Source organism: Bacillus sp. NP157 (genome assembly GCA_018889975.1).
In the GTDB taxonomy this organism is placed as follows: domain Bacteria; phylum Pseudomonadota; class Gammaproteobacteria; order Xanthomonadales; family Rhodanobacteraceae; genus Luteibacter.
In genome coordinates, this window is record CP076546.1 from 1247803 (window position 1) to 1264057 (window position 16255).

Sequence of the window (16255 nt, forward strand, 5' to 3'; positions counted from 1 at the left end):
AGGATGTTGCTTTCGTCCTGGGTCGCTAGGGATCGATAGCATCGGGCTCCGGCTGTGCCCGTGCCGCGAGCCGGAACGCCCTCGGTGACTCGCCCGTTGCGCGCTTGAATGCCGTGCTGAACGCGCTTTCCGAGCCGTAGCCCAGCTCGTCCGCGAGGGCGGCCACGCTGGTCTTGCCCTCGCGCAACGCGCGTGTCGCGAGGTGCATGCGCCATGCGCCGAGATAGGCCAGCGGCGTGCTGCCCGCCACGTCGCGGAAGCGATTGGCGAAGGTCGTGCGCGACATGGCGCATGCCTGCGCCAGCTCCTCCAGGCCCCATGCGCGTGCGGGTTCGGCGTGCATCAGGCGCAGGGCGGGCGCGATGCGCGGATCGCCGAGCGCACGCAGCCAGCCGGCAGGCATCGGGCCCGAGGTCTGCAGGTGCGCGCGCAGGATCTGGATGAACAGTAACTGGGCCAACTGGGCCGAGGCGAGCTGCGTGCCCGGCTGCTCGGTGCGTCGTTCCGCGACGAGTTCGGCAAGCAACCAGCGAAACGACGTCGCCTGGGGCGAGTCCGCCGGTACGTGGATCCAGGCAGGAAGGACGTCCGCCAGCAGGCGCCCGCTGGCAGGATCGAGCTTCACGTGGCCGCCGATGTGGGCGAAGTCGGCACCGTCTCCGAGCATCGCCACGCTCTTCCCGGAACCCGAGAACACCGCCATCGCGTCGGCAGGCGGGAGCGCCAGGTCGCTGGCCAGCACCAGGCGCCGTGGGGCCGTGATCAGTCCGACATCGCCCGTGCCGAACCATGCAGGCTCTGCTTCGCCCTCGATGCGCACCCAGCAGCCGCCTTTGACCACGGCGAAGAACTTGATGCTGGACGGTGGCGGGAAGGCGATCGACCAGGGGCCGCCCGCGGAGAATCCGCCGGTGACCAGCGATTCCGCCTGGGTGAACCTGAGGATGTCGGAGAACGGGTCGGCACTCATGGCTGTACTCGCGAGCAAGTAACACGCACTCTATCGCATTCAAAGTACCGTTCGCGCTGCCTAACCTTGTCGCATCCCCACACCGACAGGTTCCAGACCATGGCAAACGAACGCGTCCTCGTCACCGGCGGCACCGGCTTCATCGCCCAGCACTGCATGGTGGCGTTGCTTCAGAAGGGCTACACCGTCCGCACCACTGTCCGCTCGCTGCAACGCGAGGACGAGGTGCGTGGGCACCTGCACACGGCGGGGGTCGATGCCGGCGAACGGCTTTCCTTCGTCCGTGCCGACCTCGGCGACGACGCGGGCTGGGCCGATGCCGTCGCGGGCTGCGCGTACGTCATCCATGGCGCCTCGCCGACGCCGTCGGGCGACCAGGTGACCGAAGACGAATGGGTCCGCCCGGCGGTGGACGGCAACCTGCGGGTGCTCAGGGCGGCACGGGCGGCCGGGGTCAAGCGGGTCGTGTTGACCTCCGCCTTCGGCGCCATTGGCGCAGGGCACAAGGCCAGCCACCGCCGACCGTTCGACGAGACGGACTGGAGCGATATCAGCGGCGACGTCTGGCTGTACCAGAAGTCGAAGACGCTGGCGGAGCGCGCGGCGTGGGACTTCATTGCGCGCGAAGGCGAGGGCCTTGAGCTGTCGGCGGTGAACCCGACAGCCGTGATGGGCCCCGTGCTCGGCGCCGACTATTCCCATTCGATCCGTCTCATCAAGAACCTGCTCGAAGGCCAGCAGGGCGTACCGCGGATCAACTCGGGATTCGTCGACGTGCGCGACGTCGCGGACCTGCACCTGCGCGCCATGGTCGATCCGGCGGCCGCCGGCGAGCGCTTCGTCGCCACCGCGGGCGAGAGCCTGTGGCTCGTAGACGTCGCCAGGATCCTGCGCGAACGGATGGGGCCGGTCGCCGCGAAGGTCACCGATCGCGTCCTGCCGAACTGGGTGGTCCGGATGGCTGCGAAGACCACCCCCGCGATTCGCTCGACGCTGCCGCTGCTCGGCATGGATCTCAATGTCACCGCGGCGAAGGCTGAGCGTATCCTCGGATGGACGCCGCGCTCGCGCGAAGACGTCATCGTCGCCACCGCGGAGAGCCTGGTGCGGCTTGGTCTTATCGCTTGAGCGCCGCGCTCGGCGGCTCTCACGCCTATCGCCCGCGGCCTACGTTCCCGTTCGGAACTCACCGACATCGCGGGCGAATGTCGCGCGTCAACATCCTCGAGGAGATTGGCGCGCGACGGCGTGCGGGAGTAAATCCATGGAATACATCTTTACCTTGAAGTACAAGCTCGCCGCTGACGACCGGAACTTCGACGAACTCGTTGAGCGACTGGGCGAGGCTGGATGCGACGACGCACTGATTGGCATGGGGCAACCTGGCCGGCTGGCGCTGGAGTTTAAGCGCGAGGCGGCTAGTGCATGCTCGGCCATGCGTAGTGCCTTGTCGGACGTCCAGCGCGCGGCCCCGTCCGCCGTGTTAATCGAAGCGAGCCCGGATTGGGTCGGCTTTACAGATACCGCCGGATGCGGTGAGCACATGGCGTGACAGGGGCATCACCAGCGCTCGCTGACCCAGCCCTTGAAGGTAAAGGCCGCATAGAACAGCTCGACGTTGCCAAAGCCCGCTTCTTCAAGGGCGACAACGTCCTGTTCGGGCGAAAGCACGGGCAGGTTTTCCTTCATTATTCGGATGCTTTCGGCGGCCTTGGCCGGATCGACAGGGGAGGTCGATACCAGCGCTGCATTTCGGCCCAGCCACTTGTCCTTGCCGGCATCGTCCGTGGGGAAGCTGTGATGGACGGTGATGAGGCGCCCACCGGGCTTCAATCGCTTGTGGATCTCCCTCAGCGTGCGGATGCGCTGGTCCTGCGGCAGGAAGTGAAGCGTGAGAAGGCAGGTCGCGCCATCGTAGGGCCCATCGGGAGCATCATCGATGTAGCCCTCATGGAACGTGACGCGCGAGGCGAGGTCGCCGAGCGTGCGACGCGCCAGCTCAAGCATCGGCGCCGAGGGATCGACACCTGTGAATCGCCAGCCCGGCTGAAGCTCGGCCATCGCTTTCAGTTCCAGTCCGCCACCGGCGCCGACGACAAGAATCCGACCATCGCTGGGAACGCACTCGGCAAGCAGCAGGCCGACCATGCGATGCAGGTCGCGCAGCCCCGGCACGTGGCGAGCCACGCGCTCGGCGTAACTGGCGACTTCGGCGGGATCGGAGAATGACGACATGAGGCTTCCTTCAGATTTAGTTGGGAGGCGGTGGCGCCTTCAACTCATGTAACATCATATGTTGCGAGAAATTCCGGCGTCAAATCGTCAGCCTTACTAAGCTGGCTTGACGCCAGCCCGGCCATTCGCAACAGTGCGGCGGTCAGCCAGAAAGGATGCTCAGGCGCATGGCGGTACCGATTCCAGGGGGCGTGTCCGAGCCGACCGTCCCGTTCGAAGCCTCGTCCATGGCACCGCCTGCTGCCACGCAAGCGAGCAAACTCGACACCATCCTGATCCTGGGCGGCTACGGTGTCTTCGGTGGCCGTCTCGCCGAACTGCTCTCCGACCTGGACGGCCTCGAACTGCTGGTCTGTGGCCGCGACCTCGCGAAAGCCACCGACTTCTGCCGGCGCTACGAAGGGCGCGCTCGCGTCCGCGCCATGCGCGTTGATCGTCGCGACATGGCCCATGTACTGGCGACGGAGCGGCCTGGGCTGGTCGTCGATGCCTCGGGTCCGTTCCAGGACTGTGGCGACCGCCCCTATGCCGTCATCGAGGCGTGCATCGACGCGGGCATCGACTACGTCGACTTTGCGGACGCGGCCGATTTCGTCTTCGGCGTTGCCAGCCTCGACGAACGGGCGAAGGCGGCCGGCGTGTTCGCGCTGTCGGGCGTCAGCAGTTTCCCTGTGCTCACCGCTGCCGTCCTGCGCGAACTCGCCAGGGGCATGGACATTGTGAGCGTGCAGGGCGGCATCGCGCCTTCGCCGTATGCCGGCATCGGCCTCAACGTGATGCGCGCGGTGGTTGGTTACGCGGGTGCGCCGGTCAAGCTGTGGCGCGACGGCAAGCCGGGGCAGGGCACGGGCCTCGCCGAAAGCATGCGCTTCACCATCGCCGCACCAGGCAAGCTGCCCTTGCGGAACATCCACTTCTCGCTGGTGGATGTTCCCGACCTGCAGGTGATCCCGCCGGAACACCCGACGATGACCGACATCTGGATGGGTGCCGGCCCGGTGCCCGAGGTCCTGCATCGCATCCTCAACCTGCTTGCGAAGGCGCGCCACCGGCTGCGCCTGCCGTCGCTGGAACCACTCTCGCCACTGTTCTACCGGGTGCTGAACCTGATGCGCTTTGGCGAGCATCGCGGCGGCATGTTCGTACGCGCCCGCGGCCATGCGGATGGGCAACCGGTCGAACGCAGCTGGCACCTCCTCGCCGAAGGCGACGACGGTCCGTACATCCCATCGATGGCGATTGAGGCGATCGTGCGCAAGCTGATCAAGGGAGAGCGCCCGGCGGCCGGCGCGCGACCGGCGACGCGAGCGCTCGAACTGGCCGATTACGACGCGCTGTTCGCGAACCGGTCCATCCATACCGGCTTTCGTGCGGACGACGCCACCGCACCGCTCTATCGCCGCGTACTCGGCAACGCGTTCGACACGTTACCGGCGACCTTGCAGGCGCTGCATGGCATCGCGGGCCACCGACAGTGGCGTGGCCACGCCGACGTACGCCACGGCAGCGGCATCCTTGCCCGGATCGTCCGGGCGCTGGTGGGCTTTCCGAAAGCCGGTTCGCACGTGCCGGTGACCGTGACGTTCACTCCGGAAGCCGATGGCGCGGAACGCTGGACCCGCTCGTTCGGCTTCAGGGATTTTTCTTCGCTACAGGCGCTGGGGCGCGGCCGTGGCGCGCACCTGCTCACCGAGCGCTTCGGCGTGGCCAGCTTCGCGCTGGCCCTCGTCGTCGACAACGGACGCCTCGCGCTCGTGCCGCGGCGCTGGTCGGTGCTCGGGATTCCGATGCCTCGATTCCTCCTGCCCCGGGGCGTCAGTCATGAATACGAGGCCGATGGCCGGTTCCACTTCGATGTCGAGATATCCGCGCCACTGGTCGGGCTGATCGTGCATTACCAGGGCGAACTTCAACCAAGGACGAGCTGATGACCCAATCCGTAAACCGCATACCCTGGGCCGATGCCGACGGCGACATCGCCTGCAACCTCGCCATGGGCCTCATGGTCCAGGCGCTGCCACAACGCCTCGCCATCGACGGGCGCCTGCACGCGGAAACGTATGTCTCCGCTGCCGGCGTGATCGCCGGATACGCCGCGCAACGCACGCTGTTCGGCGAGATGACACCGGTACCCGGAGAGAACATCCACCTGATGACCACGCGAGACGGCGGGAAATACTGGTTCGGCGATGCGCTCAATAATCTGCTCCTGCATCGCGATAACGAGGATGCGCCTCGGCGCGTGTGGGCCATGGCCGCGGCGGGGGCGATGCAGGCCGGGCTGACCGAAGCCGACCTGCCTGTGGTCGGCACGCTGTTTTCCTACGTCGCCTCGAGCATCGGCGGCGCGAACGAGGGCAGGTCGTCCGTTCCCGAGAAGCACCAGGCGCACCTGCCGGCCCGCGACCTGCTCAAGGCTGTCTGGCCGTTTGCCCTGAAGTGCTTCAATGATCCCCTCCCGGGTGCACCGCCGCAGATCGGCAAGGCGCCGGTGGCCTGGTGGGCCGCGATCGCCGCGCAGGCCGCGCTGAAACCGATCGTCGATGTCCAAAGCGTGCTCGAGCCACGGATCGCGTTGACGCTACTGATGGAGTCGGCGATCTACGCCAGCAAGCTGGACGCGACGCTGATCGGGGGTGAGTTGGCATCGGCCGTGGCCTGAACGGCCGTGGCGGCCCACGAAGTCGGTGGGGTACGCTCCGGGAACCCTGAGGCAACCGGAGATCTCGCCATGTCCGCGCTGACGCTGCACACCTTCGACTGGGTTCCCGAAGCGCCGCGCGGCTACGTCCGTGATCTGCGGGTCCGCTGGGCGCTTGAAGAAGCCGGCCTGCCGTACACGGTTCGCGGCGTGCCGTTCGCCGAGCGTGGCAGCGAACACTTCGCCCACCAACCGTTCGGGCAAGTGCCGTGGCTGACCGACGGCGAGATCTCGATCTTCGAAAGCGGCGCCGTCCTGATGCACCTGGGTAGTCGCAGCGCCCGGCTGCTGCCGACCGATCCACGCGGCAGGGCGGAGGTCACCGAATGGGTCTTCGCCGCGTTGAATTCGGTGGAGATGGCCAGCCTGCCGTGGTCGATCCTCGCCTTCTCCGGCGAGGGCCGGGACAGCTCGGCGTGGGCGCGGCTGGACGAGTTCCTCACCGCGCGCCTGCGCCACATGGATGCGGTACTGACCGGTCGCGAGTGGCTCGCCGGCCCGTTCACCGTGGCCGACATCCTGATGTCCGACGTGCTCCGCCTGGTCGATCGCTTCGACGGTCTCGAAGCGTTCCCCGCCTGCAAGGACTACGTGGCAAGGGCTACGGCGCGTCCGGGATTCACCAAGGCCAGAGCCGACCAGATCGCCCATTTCGCGGCGGCGGACGCCGCGTAGGTCCGCCCTGGTCGCGTCGGTCGACTAACGCTTCATCACCAGGAACGTCGACGTCGCCGACGTACGATCCTAAACTTGGGCAATGGATGCGCCAAAAATGAACAAGAATCGTGATTTGGTTTTCGATGAATTCCGCAAGCTTTGCGAACACATAGCTGAACTGGAGGCTTCGTACTCGCCAGAACTTGAGGCTGGTTATGAGAGCTTGCTATGTCTTATCGAGGGAGAGCCTGATAGCGAAGAACTATTCTCTGATGCGATGATCTCCTCAATACGCACCTATCGGAATGTGCGAAACGGTGGAAAACCGCTTTTGTCCATTGACGCCATAGCGTTCTGCATGCACAGATTGCGGTGGAAGGCGGTCCTTGCAACGGCAGAAAGGGAAAATGAAGAATTCTTCGCAGCGAGAGCCGACAATTCGCTACTTAGATTAATCGACTCGTTTACTGATAATTGGCGCGAGGCGGATGACTACCGGATATATCGCGAACAAGATTAGCCTTCGAAATCGTCGCTTGAACCATAAAACAACAAGTCTCTGAAATCATGCTCAGGCATTACTTTCGTCAAGAGAGTGCGTGCATGAGCATCGTGACCGAACAATCGATCAGCGAACATGACCATCGGGAGCCGCCGTCGTCCGCAACGTCGATTTCTGGGGGGCACGTCTGCAAGGCCAAACGTTTCGTTCCGAACAGGCATTCATACGTGGCGCGCGGCTGACTATTTGAAAGATATAGGGCGAGGTAGCCGATGACACGGTCGACATCACAAAGAGCTGAAGAAAGCGACTGGTTATTCAACCGGATCGTATCGAATCTCCAGTCGCTATTTGGGCATTCGAGTGACGCGGCAGTCGCACTTGCCATGGACTATTACAGGCTTTTTCAAGACCAGACTTTTTGCGAATCCATTGGAATCAGTGCTCAAGATAAAGATTTCTTTGAGCACGAGGCGCCCATGGGAATGGCGGTGAGAATTCACTACTATCTGGCACTGAAGGGAGACCCTGATCCTCAAAAATTCCTGTTTTGGCGTAGGGATTTTCAATTACGCCTACGCGAACAAAAATAACACGATCGGGCAGAATGAGAGCTACAAAGTAACCTGCGGTGGAGGAGCGAAATTTTGGCCGTACTGATTGAAGGTATTTCCGTAGTGGTTCGGTGCGAAGCGGTGATTGCCCTCTATCCCCGGGGAATTCACGCCTTCTGCGGAGATGTGCCGAACGGTTCGCACTCAATCCAAGAATTGAGAGCTCGGACCGTGACATCGGAAGCCACGCAGACAGGTAATAACTCGTCTTGAATGTGTCCCGACCGCACACGGTGCAATTGCTTGAGCAGGGCGCCCTTCCATTTCACCGTACCGGGAACCATCGGCGCATGCGCTTCGCCGACCCTTAGCGTTCCATCACCAGCAACGTCGAAGTTGCCGACGCATAGAGCTTCCCCGCCGCGTCCTTCAACGTCGCTTCCGTGAACGCCACCCGGCGACCGATGGTCAGCACGCGGCCTTCCGCCCGCATCACGCCGGTGTCTGCTGTGATGGCCTTGTGGTACGCCGTCTTCAGTTCCAGGGTCGTGTACGCCTGGGTCGGCGACAGCTTCGAGTGCACCGCGCAGCCGCATGCGGAATCGAGCAACGTGGCAGCGAAGCCGCCGTGCACCATGCCGATGGGGTTGTAGACACGCAGCGACGGCACGCCTTCGAACACGGCGATGCCGTCGCCTGCCTCGACCAGGGTGATGTCCATCGTCTCGCCGATCGGCGCACGGCCGCCCATGGCGATCATCTTGCGTAGTTGCTCCAGGCCGGTGAGGCCTGGGCCCAGCTCTTTGGCGATGTCCATCACGCAGCCCTCGTTTGACGTATGCCCATAATATGAAGGCGGACGTGGTTTACGGCAACCGTCGGCGCATCAGCCCAGCCGCATCGACAGTTCCACGTCGTCCGAGAAGGGCACGGACAGATAGCCGCTCGCGGGGGAACGGACCTTTGCGATGTATTCGGGGCTGTAGTCCGCATTGTCAGCGACGATCAACGCGCCCGGACGCAGGCGCGGTTCGAGCAGGGCGAGGATCTCCGGATAAAGCGCTTTCGCACCGTCGAGCAGCACGAGGTCGATCGACGCCGGCAGCCCGCGCGAAAGCGTTTCTAGCGCATCACCTTCGCGCAGTTCGACCAGGTCGAGGACACCGCCCGCGGCAAGGCTGTCGCGAGCGCGAACGATCTTCGACGCCTCGAACTCGGTGGTGATCAGCTTGCCGCCGCCGTTGTCGCGCAGCGCGGCCGCGAGGTGCAGGGTGGAGATGCCGAACGAGGTGCCGAACTCGATCACGCTTTGCGCGCGGATGCTGCGTGCGAGCATGTACAGGAGGGCGCCGGTTTCGCGCGATACCGGCAGGGGCATGTCGCCCATGGCGCCGTAGAACTCCAGGTACTCGGTCTTGCTCTGCATCAGGCGCACGTGGTCGTCGCTGGTCAGGTTGGCTAGGGCAGGATTGTTCGCCCAGGAAACCTTGTCGGCTTCGATGAAAAGATGGTCGATCAGGCCGGCCAGCGGTGCGGTGGTGAGGGTGGTCATGGGACTCTCCGGTTGACGTGATGGGGTGCCGGATTAGAATGTGACGAATTCGTCAGGTTTTCTATTCGCATTGCCGGGACAGCCATGAACACCCCCTCCAATCCCCCGATTTCCTCGCGAAAACAGCCCAAACAGGCGCGCTCGACCGAGCTGGTGGCGGCGATCCTGGAGGCGGCAGCTCAGGTTTTGGCGAAGGAGGGCGCGGCGCGTTTCACCACCGCGCGGGTCGCCGAGCGCGCCGGGGTGAGCGTGGGGTCGGTGTACCAATACTTCCCGAACAAGGCGGCGATCCTGTTCCGCCTGCAGAGCGACGAATGGCGCGAAACCAGCGGCATGCTCACCGCCACGCTGGCCGATGACGGCACGCCGCCGTTCGATCGCCTGCGCCGCCTCGTTCACGCCTTCATCCGCTCCGAATGCGACGAGGCGGCGATGCGCGTGGCGCTGGACGATGCCGCGCCGCTTTATCGCGACGCACCCGAGGCACGCGAAGCGAAGGCTTCGGGCGCACGCGCGTTCGAAGCCTTCGTGCTCGAAGTGCTGCCTCGCGCCGACGAGGCAACGCGCGTGATGGCGATCCGCCTGCTGCTGTCGACCTTCAGCAGCGTCGGCAAGGACTACTCGTCCACGCCACGCGAGCCCGCGGCGATCGCGACCTTCAGCGATGCGCTGGCGGATATGTTCTGCGCTTACCTGCGCGAGTTGCAGGCGCGGACGGCTTAGCCTGCCGTGCGCGCGATGTCGGCCGTGGGCGGTGCGCCGAACAGGCGCTTGTAGTCGCGGGTAAACTGCGACTGGCTATCGTAGCCAACGCTCGCCGCCACCGCGCCGGCCTGGCGTGGCGAGGTCAACAGCAGGCGCCGGGCTTCCTGCAGGCGTAACCGTGTCCGGTACTGCACCGGCGTCATCAGGGTGATCGCCTTGAAGTGGCGATGGAACGAGGTGGCGCTCATGCCGGCGACCTCGGCCAGCGCTTCGATCGACATCGGCGCGGCGTAGTGGGTCTTGATCCAGTGCGTCGCGCGGCGGATCTGCGCCACGTGCGAGCCGCTGAGCGCGAACTGCCGCAGCGTGTCGGCAAGGCTTCCGCGCAGTAGCCGGTAGTAGATTTCCTGCTCGATCAGTGGGCCGAGGTAGGGAATGTCGTCGGGGCGATCCAGCAGGCCGAGCAGGCGCGAAAACGGCTCGAGCAGGTCGGGCGTGAGCCGCGCGCTGGCCACGCCGGCAGATGCCTGCGCCGGGCCCTTTACCGCTTCGGCGGGCAGGCGGGCGAGCACGTCCGCAAGCCGGTCACGGTCGATATCCAGGGCCAGCGCGAGGTGTTCGCGGCCGTCCGGGTCGAGGAAGACCTGGGTGGCCACGGGCACGTCGACCGTCACCAGCAGGAAGGTCGAGGGATCGGCGACGAAGGGTGCCTCGCCGGCGGCGATCGTCTTGCTGCCACGCAGGATCACCACCAGCCGGGGCTGGTAGAACGTGTGCGCCGGGTGCATCGGGTAGCCGATGCGGAACAGGGTGAGGCCGGGCAGGGCGGTCTCGTGCCGCGGGTGGGCGGCATGCCGTTCGACGGCTTCACACATGGCTTCGAGCATGGCTTCCATGTGGCCATTATGGACCCGATCGACACGTCGCCTGAACAGCCGGGCTGGCAGATTGGCAGGATCGTGCAAAAGGCTGGCAGCATCCCGGTAGTCGCCCGGGGTCCACGGGTCGATCCTGTGGACGTGCCAGCCTGGCCTGGCCAACCTCTCCCCCACGACAAGGCATTCCCCATGTCCGATTCGAAGATCTGGTTCATCACCGGCTGTTCCACCGGCTTCGGCCGCGAGCTCGCCCAGCAGGCCTTGCAGCGCGGCGATCGCGTGGTGCTCACCGCACGCAAGCCCGAACAGGTGCGGGACATCGCCGAGGCCTACCCGGAGACCGCCCTCGCGCTGGCGCTCGACGTCACCGACGAGCAGGCCATCCGCAAGGCCGTCGCCGACGCGGAAGCGCGCTTCGGCCAGGTCGACGTGCTGGTGAACAACGCCGGCTACGGCTACTTCTCCGCGATCGAAGAAGGCGAGCCGGAAGAAATCCGCCGGCAGTTCGAAACCAACGTGTTCGGCCTGATCTCGCTCACCCAGCGTGTGCTGCCCGGCATGCGCAAGCGTCGCAGCGGCCACGTGGTCAACGTTTCGTCGATCGGTGGCCTGCTGGCGTTCCCGGCCACGGGTTATTACCACGCCACCAAGTGGGCGGTGGAAGGCTTTTCCGAATCGCTGTCGAAGGAAGTCGGCCCGCTCGGCATCAAGGTCACCATCGTCGAACCCGGCCGCTTCCGTACGGACTGGGCCGGGCGCTCGGTGATCGAGTCGAAGACCGTGATCGACGATTACGACGCCACCGCAGGCGTGCGCCGACGCCAGGCCAAGGAATACACCGGCACCCAGCCGGGCGACCCGGCGCGTGGCGCGGCGGCGATCATCAAGGCGGTGGATGCCCCGGAACCGCCGCTGCGCCTGCTGCTGGGCTCGGACGCGTACCAGTTCGCCAGCGAACGGCTGGTCGAACTGAAGGCGAATTTCGAGGCCTGGAAAGACCTGTCGACGAGCACGGACTTCCCCGGCTAAGCCGATCAGCCCTTGCCGATGCGCGACGACACGTCCCACAGGTCGACGCCGCCGTCGCGCGCATGCTGGTCGATCTCGGCCAGCTCGGCATCGCTGAAGGCTAGCTGCCTGACCGCATCCAGCGAGTCATCCAGCTGCTCGACGGTGCGCGCGCCGATCAGTGCCGAGGTGACCCGCGGATCGCGCAGCGTCCACGCAATGGCCATCTGCGCCAGCGTCTGCCCGCGCTTTTCGGCCATGCCGTTGAGCGCGCGGATATGCGCCAGGTTTTCCTCGCTGAGCATGGCCTTCTTCATCGAGCCGTCGCGGGTCACGCGGGCGTCGTCGGGAATGCCATTGAGGTACTTCGAGGTGAGCATGCCCTGGGCCAGCGGCGAGAACGCGATGCAGCCGGTGCCCCAGGCTTCCAGTGTGTCCAGCAGGCCGTGCTCGATGCTGCGGTTGAGCATCGAGTAGTTCGGCTGGTGGATGAACAGCGGGACGTTCTCGGCGGCGAGGATCGATGCCGCCTCGCGGGTGAGTTCCGGCGAATAGGACGAAATGCCGACATAGAGCGCCTTGCCCTGGCGATGCAGGTGCACGAGCGCGTTCATCGTCTCGTCCAGCGGCGTGTCCGGGTCGACGCGATGCGAGTAGAAGATGTCCACGTAGTCCAGGCCCATGCGGCGCAGGCTCTGCTCGCAGCTGGCGATCAGGTGCTTGCGCGTGCCGGTGGGGCCGCCATAGGGGCCGGGCCACATGTCCCAGCCGGCCTTGCTCGAGATCACCAGCTCGTCGCGATGGGGCGCGAAGTCGGCGGCGAACCAGCGACCGAAGTTTTCCTCGGCGGAACCGAACGGCGGGCCATAGTTATTGGCCAGGTCGAAGTGGGTGACGCCGCGGTCGAACGCACGGCGCAGGATGGCGCGGCCGGTCTCGAAGCGGTCGACACCGCCGAAGTTCTGCCACAGGCCGAGCGAGATCGCCGGCAGCACCATGCCGCTGCGGCCAACGCGGCGGTAGGGCATCTGGCCATCGTAGCGGGACGGGTCGGCAACGTAGGTCATGGGGATTCCTTGCGTGGGGGCGTGGGGACAGGCAGGACCCCCGATGGTAGCGAATCCCGGCGCGCACGGATTCCCCCGAAGGCGGGAATGGGCGCGGCCGCGTCGATCGGCGGATGCAGCTACGGCTAGACCGTACATACGAACGGATAAGAGCCCTTGCACCCGTGGTCGTTTGGCCCAACCCTGCGGATACGTCTTTCGCAGGATCACCGCATGCCGTCCCCCGTCCTGTTTTCGCCGCTGAACGTCCGCGGCCACGCGCTGGCCAACCGCATCATCATCGCGCCGATGTGCCAGTACTCGGCCGTCGACGGGCAGATGAACGACTGGCACCTGATCCACCTGGGCCAGCTCGCCCTCTCGGGCGCGGCGCTGCTGACCATCGAGGCCACCGCGGTGCTGCCCGAGGGGCGCATCACCTGGGCCGACGTCGGCCTGTACGACGACGCCACCGAAGACGCCATGCGGCGGACGCTCGAGGGCATTCGTCGCTGGTCCGACATCCCCGTGGTGGTCCAGCTCAGCCATGCCGGGCGCAAGGCCTCGACCGACACGCCCTGGGTCGGCGGCGCCCAGCTACCCCCGGGCGATCCGCATGGCTGGCAGACCGTGGCGCCGTCCGGCGTGCCGTTCAGTGACGGCCAGAACGCACCGCTCGCGCTGGATGCCGATGGCCTGAAGCGGATCGTCGAGGCCTTCGTCGCCGCGGCGAAGCGCGCCGACCGGATCGGTGTCGACGGGATCCAGCTGCATGGCGCGCATGGCTACCTGCTGCACCAGTTCCTCTCGCCGCTGTCGAACCAGCGCACCGATGCCTACGGTGGATCGCTGGAGAACCGGATGCGGTTCCCGCTGGAGGTCTTCGACGCGGTGCGTGCGGCGCTGCCGGCGGAAAAGCTGCTCACGATGCGGGTCTCCGCGACCGACTGGGTCGACGGCGGCTGGGACGTCGAACAGACCGTGGCGTTCGCCAAGGCCCTCGAGGCGCGCGGCTGCGATGCCATCCACGTCTCGTCCGGTGGCCTGGATCCACGCCAGCAGATCGCGGTGGCGCCGGGTTACCAGGTGCCGTTCGCGCGCGCCGTGAAAGACGCCGTGTCGATCCCGGTCGTCGCCGTGGGCCTGATCACCGAACCGGAGCATGCCGAGGCGATCGTCGCCAATGGCGATGCCGACCTCGTCGCGCTGGCACGTGCCGCGCTTTACGATCCACGCTGGCCGTGGCACGCCGCCGCCGCCCTGGGCGGGCAGGTGAGGGCGCCTAAGCAATACCTGCGCTCGCAACCCTCGCGGCACCGGCACCTGTTCCACACGGAGACCGCCATGCGCCCCGCCGCCGGATGGCAGCGTGGCGCTGACGGCCACTATTCCTGATCCCCGACCCGGAGCCTCGCCATGGCCGCCCCCGTCCCTCCGTTTACTCACGAAAGCGCCGTCCATAAGGTCCGCCTCGCCGAGGACGGCTGGAATAGCCGCGACCCCGCCAGGGTGTCGCTGGCCTATTCGCCGGACAGCGTCTGGCGTAACCGTTCCGAGTTCGTCACCGGCCGCGAGGCCATCGTCGCGTTCCTCACCCGCAAATGGCAGAAGGAACACGAGTACCGCCTGATCAAGGAACTGTGGGCGTTCACCGGCGATCGCATCGCGGTGCGCTTTGCCTATGAGTGGCATGACGACAGCGGCAACTGGTTCCGTTCCTACGGCAACGAAAACTGGGAGTTCGATAGCGAAGGCCTCATGCACCATCGTTATGCGTCGATCAACGACCTGGCGATCAGGGAGTCGGAGCGGAAGTTCCACTGGCCGCAAGGGCGTCGCCCCGACGACCACGCCAGCCTGTCGGAGCTCGGCCTTTGACGACGCGTTGCAGCTGGGCGGGCAGCGACCCGCACTACATCGAATACCACGACAGCGAATGGGGCGTGCCGCTGCACGACAGTCGCATGCTGTGGGAGCAGCTGATGCTGGAAGGCTTCCAGGCAGGCTTGTCGTGGATCACCATCCTGCGCAAGCGCGAGAACTTCCGCAAAGCGTTCAAGGGCTTCGATCCGGCGAAGGTGGCGCGCTTCGGCGAAAAGGACATCCTTCGCCTGCTTGGCGACGAAGGGATCATCCGCTCGCGGGCCAAGATCGAGGCGACGATCCAGGGCGCGAAGATCTACCTCGACATGCAGGCGAAAGGTGAGACGTTCGACGATTACTGTTGGTCGTTCACCGACGGCAAGATCCTGCGCGGCGATGGCGTCACCGTTCATGCGCAGACGCCGTTGTCGGCGACGATCTCGAAGGACATGAAGAAGCGTGGCTTCAAGTTCGTCGGGCCGACCATCGTCTATGCATGGATGCAGGCGGTAGGCATCGTCGACGACCATGCGGGCAGCTGTTTCCGCCACAAGGCGGTGAAGGCAAGCTAACCGCAAGCTTTTGCGGTGTGATCCATCGTGCGAACTTTCGTTTGATCCACTACTCAAATGGCCCACACGGAGCCCGGAACCACGTCATGCATAAGTTCATGCTTTCCTTCCTCCTGGTCGCCCTGGCCTCGGTGGCGAGCGCCAACGATTCGCCCAAGGATGTCCAGGCGATGATCGCCCGCGGTGACTATCCGGCGGCGGAAACGGCGTTGCGCGAGGCGGTCTCGGAACATCCCAAGAGTGCGAAGGCGCATTACGTGCTGGCGGAAGTGCTCGCCCACGAAGGCAACATCGGCGAGGCGAAGACGGAGGCCGGCAAGGCTGCGGCGCTCGATCCGCAGACGACGTTCACCGACCCGGCGAAATTCCAGGCCTTCCGCCAGAAGCTCGATGCCGCGCTCGCGCCGGCGACCGCCCGTCCGTCGTCATCGTTGCGCAACGTCGATGCGCCGCAGGCGGCGGTCGGTGCGCCACGCGAGGCCGGTAGTTCGCACCTGACGGGCTGGCTGGTGTTCGGCGCGGTCGTGGCGCTGGTGATCTTCCTGTGGTCGCGCCGGCGCAATGCGTCGAACGGCCCGCAGGGTTACGGCGCGCCGCAGGGCTACGGCTCGGTGCCGCCCATGAACAACCCGCCGCCGTACGGTGGCGCACCGGGCTACCCGGGTTATGCACCGCCGCCGTCCTCGGGCATCGGTTCGACCATCGCCGCCGGCGTGGGTGGTCTCGCCGCGGGCGCGCTGCTCGACGAGGCGCTACGCGGGCATCGCGAAGGTGGTGGCGATGTCACCCGCGATGTCGGCTCGACGGGGTTTGTGCAGCCGGATCCGTCGGCACAGGCCTACGACGATCTGCGCGATGATCCGATCGACATGGGTAACAACGATAGTTCGTGGGATGACGGTGGGTCTTCGGATGACGGCGGGTCATCTGACGATAATTCGTGGTGATTTAAAGCATTCGCGCGCAGGCGCGCTCCTACATGGGGTTCCGATGCCCGGGTAGGAGCGTGCCT

At 65.6% G+C, this 16255-nt stretch carries 21 protein-coding genes; 15 read left to right on the plus strand and 6 right to left on the minus strand.

Annotated elements, in window-relative coordinates; all coding sequences use genetic code 11:
• Nucleotides 1-25: 25 nt before the first annotated feature.
• Nucleotides 26-970: an AraC family transcriptional regulator gene (locus KPL74_05625; protein QWT21482.1), complete on the minus strand. Its 945-nt coding sequence runs from the start codon at nt 968-970 to the stop codon at nt 26-28.
• Nucleotides 971-1069: 99 nt separating this feature from the next.
• Here KPL74_05625 and KPL74_05630 point away from each other — a divergent pair, with 99 nt between their 5' ends.
• Together KPL74_05630 and KPL74_05635 are read left to right on the plus strand one after the other, a co-directional pair.
• Nucleotides 1070-2098 (plus strand): aldehyde reductase, encoded by a 1029-nt coding sequence (locus tag KPL74_05630; GenBank protein ID QWT21483.1) that lies wholly within the window; start codon nt 1070-1072, stop codon nt 2096-2098.
• 136 nt (nt 2099-2234) lie between these two features.
• A complete protein-coding gene (locus tag KPL74_05635; GenBank protein QWT21484.1) occupies nt 2235-2522 on the plus strand; it encodes a hypothetical protein in 288 nt (95 codons plus the stop codon).
• 8 nt (nt 2523-2530) lie between these two features.
• Here KPL74_05635 and KPL74_05640 read toward each other — a convergent pair whose 3' ends face one another.
• A complete protein-coding gene (locus tag KPL74_05640) occupies nt 2531-3205 on the minus strand; it encodes a class I SAM-dependent methyltransferase (protein QWT21485.1) in 675 nt (224 codons plus the stop codon).
• Nucleotides 3206-3372: 167 nt separating this feature from the next.
• On the opposite strand from KPL74_05640, the gene KPL74_05645 reads away from it, so the two are divergent.
• The 7 genes from KPL74_05645 to KPL74_05675 all read left to right on the plus strand — a co-directional run bounded on the left by KPL74_05645 (nt 3373) and on the right by KPL74_05675 (nt 7990).
• Nucleotides 3373-5133: a DUF4166 domain-containing protein gene (locus tag KPL74_05645; protein QWT21486.1), complete on the plus strand. Its 1761-nt coding sequence runs from the start codon at nt 3373-3375 to the stop codon at nt 5131-5133.
• Complete coding sequence (locus KPL74_05650) at nt 5133-5867, plus strand: hypothetical protein (GenBank protein ID QWT21487.1); 735 nt, start codon at nt 5133-5135, stop codon at nt 5865-5867. The genes KPL74_05645 and KPL74_05650 overlap by 1 nt, the downstream gene beginning before the upstream one ends.
• Nucleotides 5868-5936: 69 nt before the next feature.
• Nucleotides 5937-6581, plus strand: a complete 645-nt coding sequence (locus tag KPL74_05655; GenBank protein ID QWT21488.1) for a glutathione S-transferase family protein — start codon at nt 5937-5939, stop codon at nt 6579-6581.
• A gap of 97 nt (nt 6582-6678) precedes the next feature.
• Nucleotides 6679-7083, plus strand: a complete 405-nt coding sequence (locus KPL74_05660; GenBank protein QWT21489.1) for a hypothetical protein — start codon at nt 6679-6681, stop codon at nt 7081-7083.
• Nucleotides 7084-7166: 83 nt separating this feature from the next.
• On the plus strand, nt 7167-7307 hold the full coding sequence (locus KPL74_05665; GenBank protein QWT21490.1) for a hypothetical protein: 141 nt from the start codon (nt 7167-7169) through the stop codon (nt 7305-7307).
• Between the two features lie 30 nt (nt 7308-7337).
• Nucleotides 7338-7658: a hypothetical protein gene (locus KPL74_05670; protein ID QWT21491.1), complete on the plus strand. Its 321-nt coding sequence runs from the start codon at nt 7338-7340 to the stop codon at nt 7656-7658.
• A 230-nt stretch (nt 7659-7888) separates the two neighbouring features.
• Entirely contained in the window at nt 7889-7990 is a 102-nt protein-coding gene (locus KPL74_05675; protein ID QWT21492.1) for an excisionase family DNA-binding protein, read from the plus strand.
• Here KPL74_05675 and KPL74_05680 read toward each other — a convergent pair.
• Nucleotides 7987-8436: a PaaI family thioesterase gene (locus tag KPL74_05680; protein QWT21493.1), complete on the minus strand. Its 450-nt coding sequence runs from the start codon at nt 8434-8436 to the stop codon at nt 7987-7989. The genes KPL74_05675 and KPL74_05680 overlap by 4 nt on opposite strands.
• A gap of 69 nt (nt 8437-8505) precedes the next feature.
• On the minus strand, nt 8506-9171 hold the full coding sequence (locus tag KPL74_05685) for an O-methyltransferase (protein ID QWT21494.1): 666 nt from the start codon (nt 9169-9171) through the stop codon (nt 8506-8508).
• Between the two features lie 84 nt (nt 9172-9255).
• Here KPL74_05685 and KPL74_05690 point away from each other — a divergent pair, with 84 nt between their 5' ends.
• Complete coding sequence (locus KPL74_05690; protein ID QWT21495.1) at nt 9256-9894, plus strand: TetR family transcriptional regulator; 639 nt, start codon at nt 9256-9258, stop codon at nt 9892-9894.
• Here KPL74_05690 and KPL74_05695 read toward each other — a convergent pair.
• Nucleotides 9891-10772, minus strand: coding sequence for an AraC family transcriptional regulator (locus KPL74_05695; protein ID QWT21496.1), 882 nt, complete (start codon nt 10770-10772; stop codon nt 9891-9893). The genes KPL74_05690 and KPL74_05695 overlap by 4 nt on opposite strands.
• Nucleotides 10773-10943: 171 nt before the next feature.
• On the opposite strand from KPL74_05695, the gene KPL74_05700 reads away from it, so the two are divergent.
• Nucleotides 10944-11783: an oxidoreductase gene (locus KPL74_05700; protein QWT21497.1), complete on the plus strand. Its 840-nt coding sequence runs from the start codon at nt 10944-10946 to the stop codon at nt 11781-11783.
• Between the two features lie 5 nt (nt 11784-11788).
• On the opposite strand, the gene mgrA is transcribed toward KPL74_05700, so the two are convergent.
• Nucleotides 11789-12829 carry an L-glyceraldehyde 3-phosphate reductase gene (mgrA, locus tag KPL74_05705; protein QWT21498.1) on the minus strand — a complete coding sequence of 347 codons (1041 nt, stop codon included), beginning with the start codon at nt 12827-12829 and terminating at the stop codon, nt 11789-11791.
• Nucleotides 12830-13042: 213 nt separating this feature from the next.
• Between mgrA and KPL74_05710 the strand changes: the two genes are divergently transcribed.
• The 4 genes from KPL74_05710 (at nt 13043) to KPL74_05725 (ending at nt 16190) form a co-directional block, all read left to right on the plus strand.
• Complete coding sequence (locus KPL74_05710) at nt 13043-14203, plus strand: NADH:flavin oxidoreductase/NADH oxidase (GenBank protein ID QWT21499.1); 1161 nt, start codon at nt 13043-13045, stop codon at nt 14201-14203.
• A gap of 21 nt (nt 14204-14224) precedes the next feature.
• Entirely contained in the window at nt 14225-14686 is a 462-nt protein-coding gene (locus tag KPL74_05715; GenBank protein QWT21500.1) for a nuclear transport factor 2 family protein, read from the plus strand.
• Nucleotides 14683-15243 (plus strand): DNA-3-methyladenine glycosylase I, encoded by a 561-nt coding sequence (locus KPL74_05720; GenBank protein QWT21501.1) that lies wholly within the window; start codon nt 14683-14685, stop codon nt 15241-15243. The genes KPL74_05715 and KPL74_05720 overlap by 4 nt, the downstream gene beginning before the upstream one ends.
• A gap of 86 nt (nt 15244-15329) precedes the next feature.
• On the plus strand, nt 15330-16190 hold the full coding sequence (locus KPL74_05725; protein ID QWT21502.1) for a tetratricopeptide repeat protein: 861 nt from the start codon (nt 15330-15332) through the stop codon (nt 16188-16190).
• Nucleotides 16191-16255: the final 65 nt, after the last annotated feature.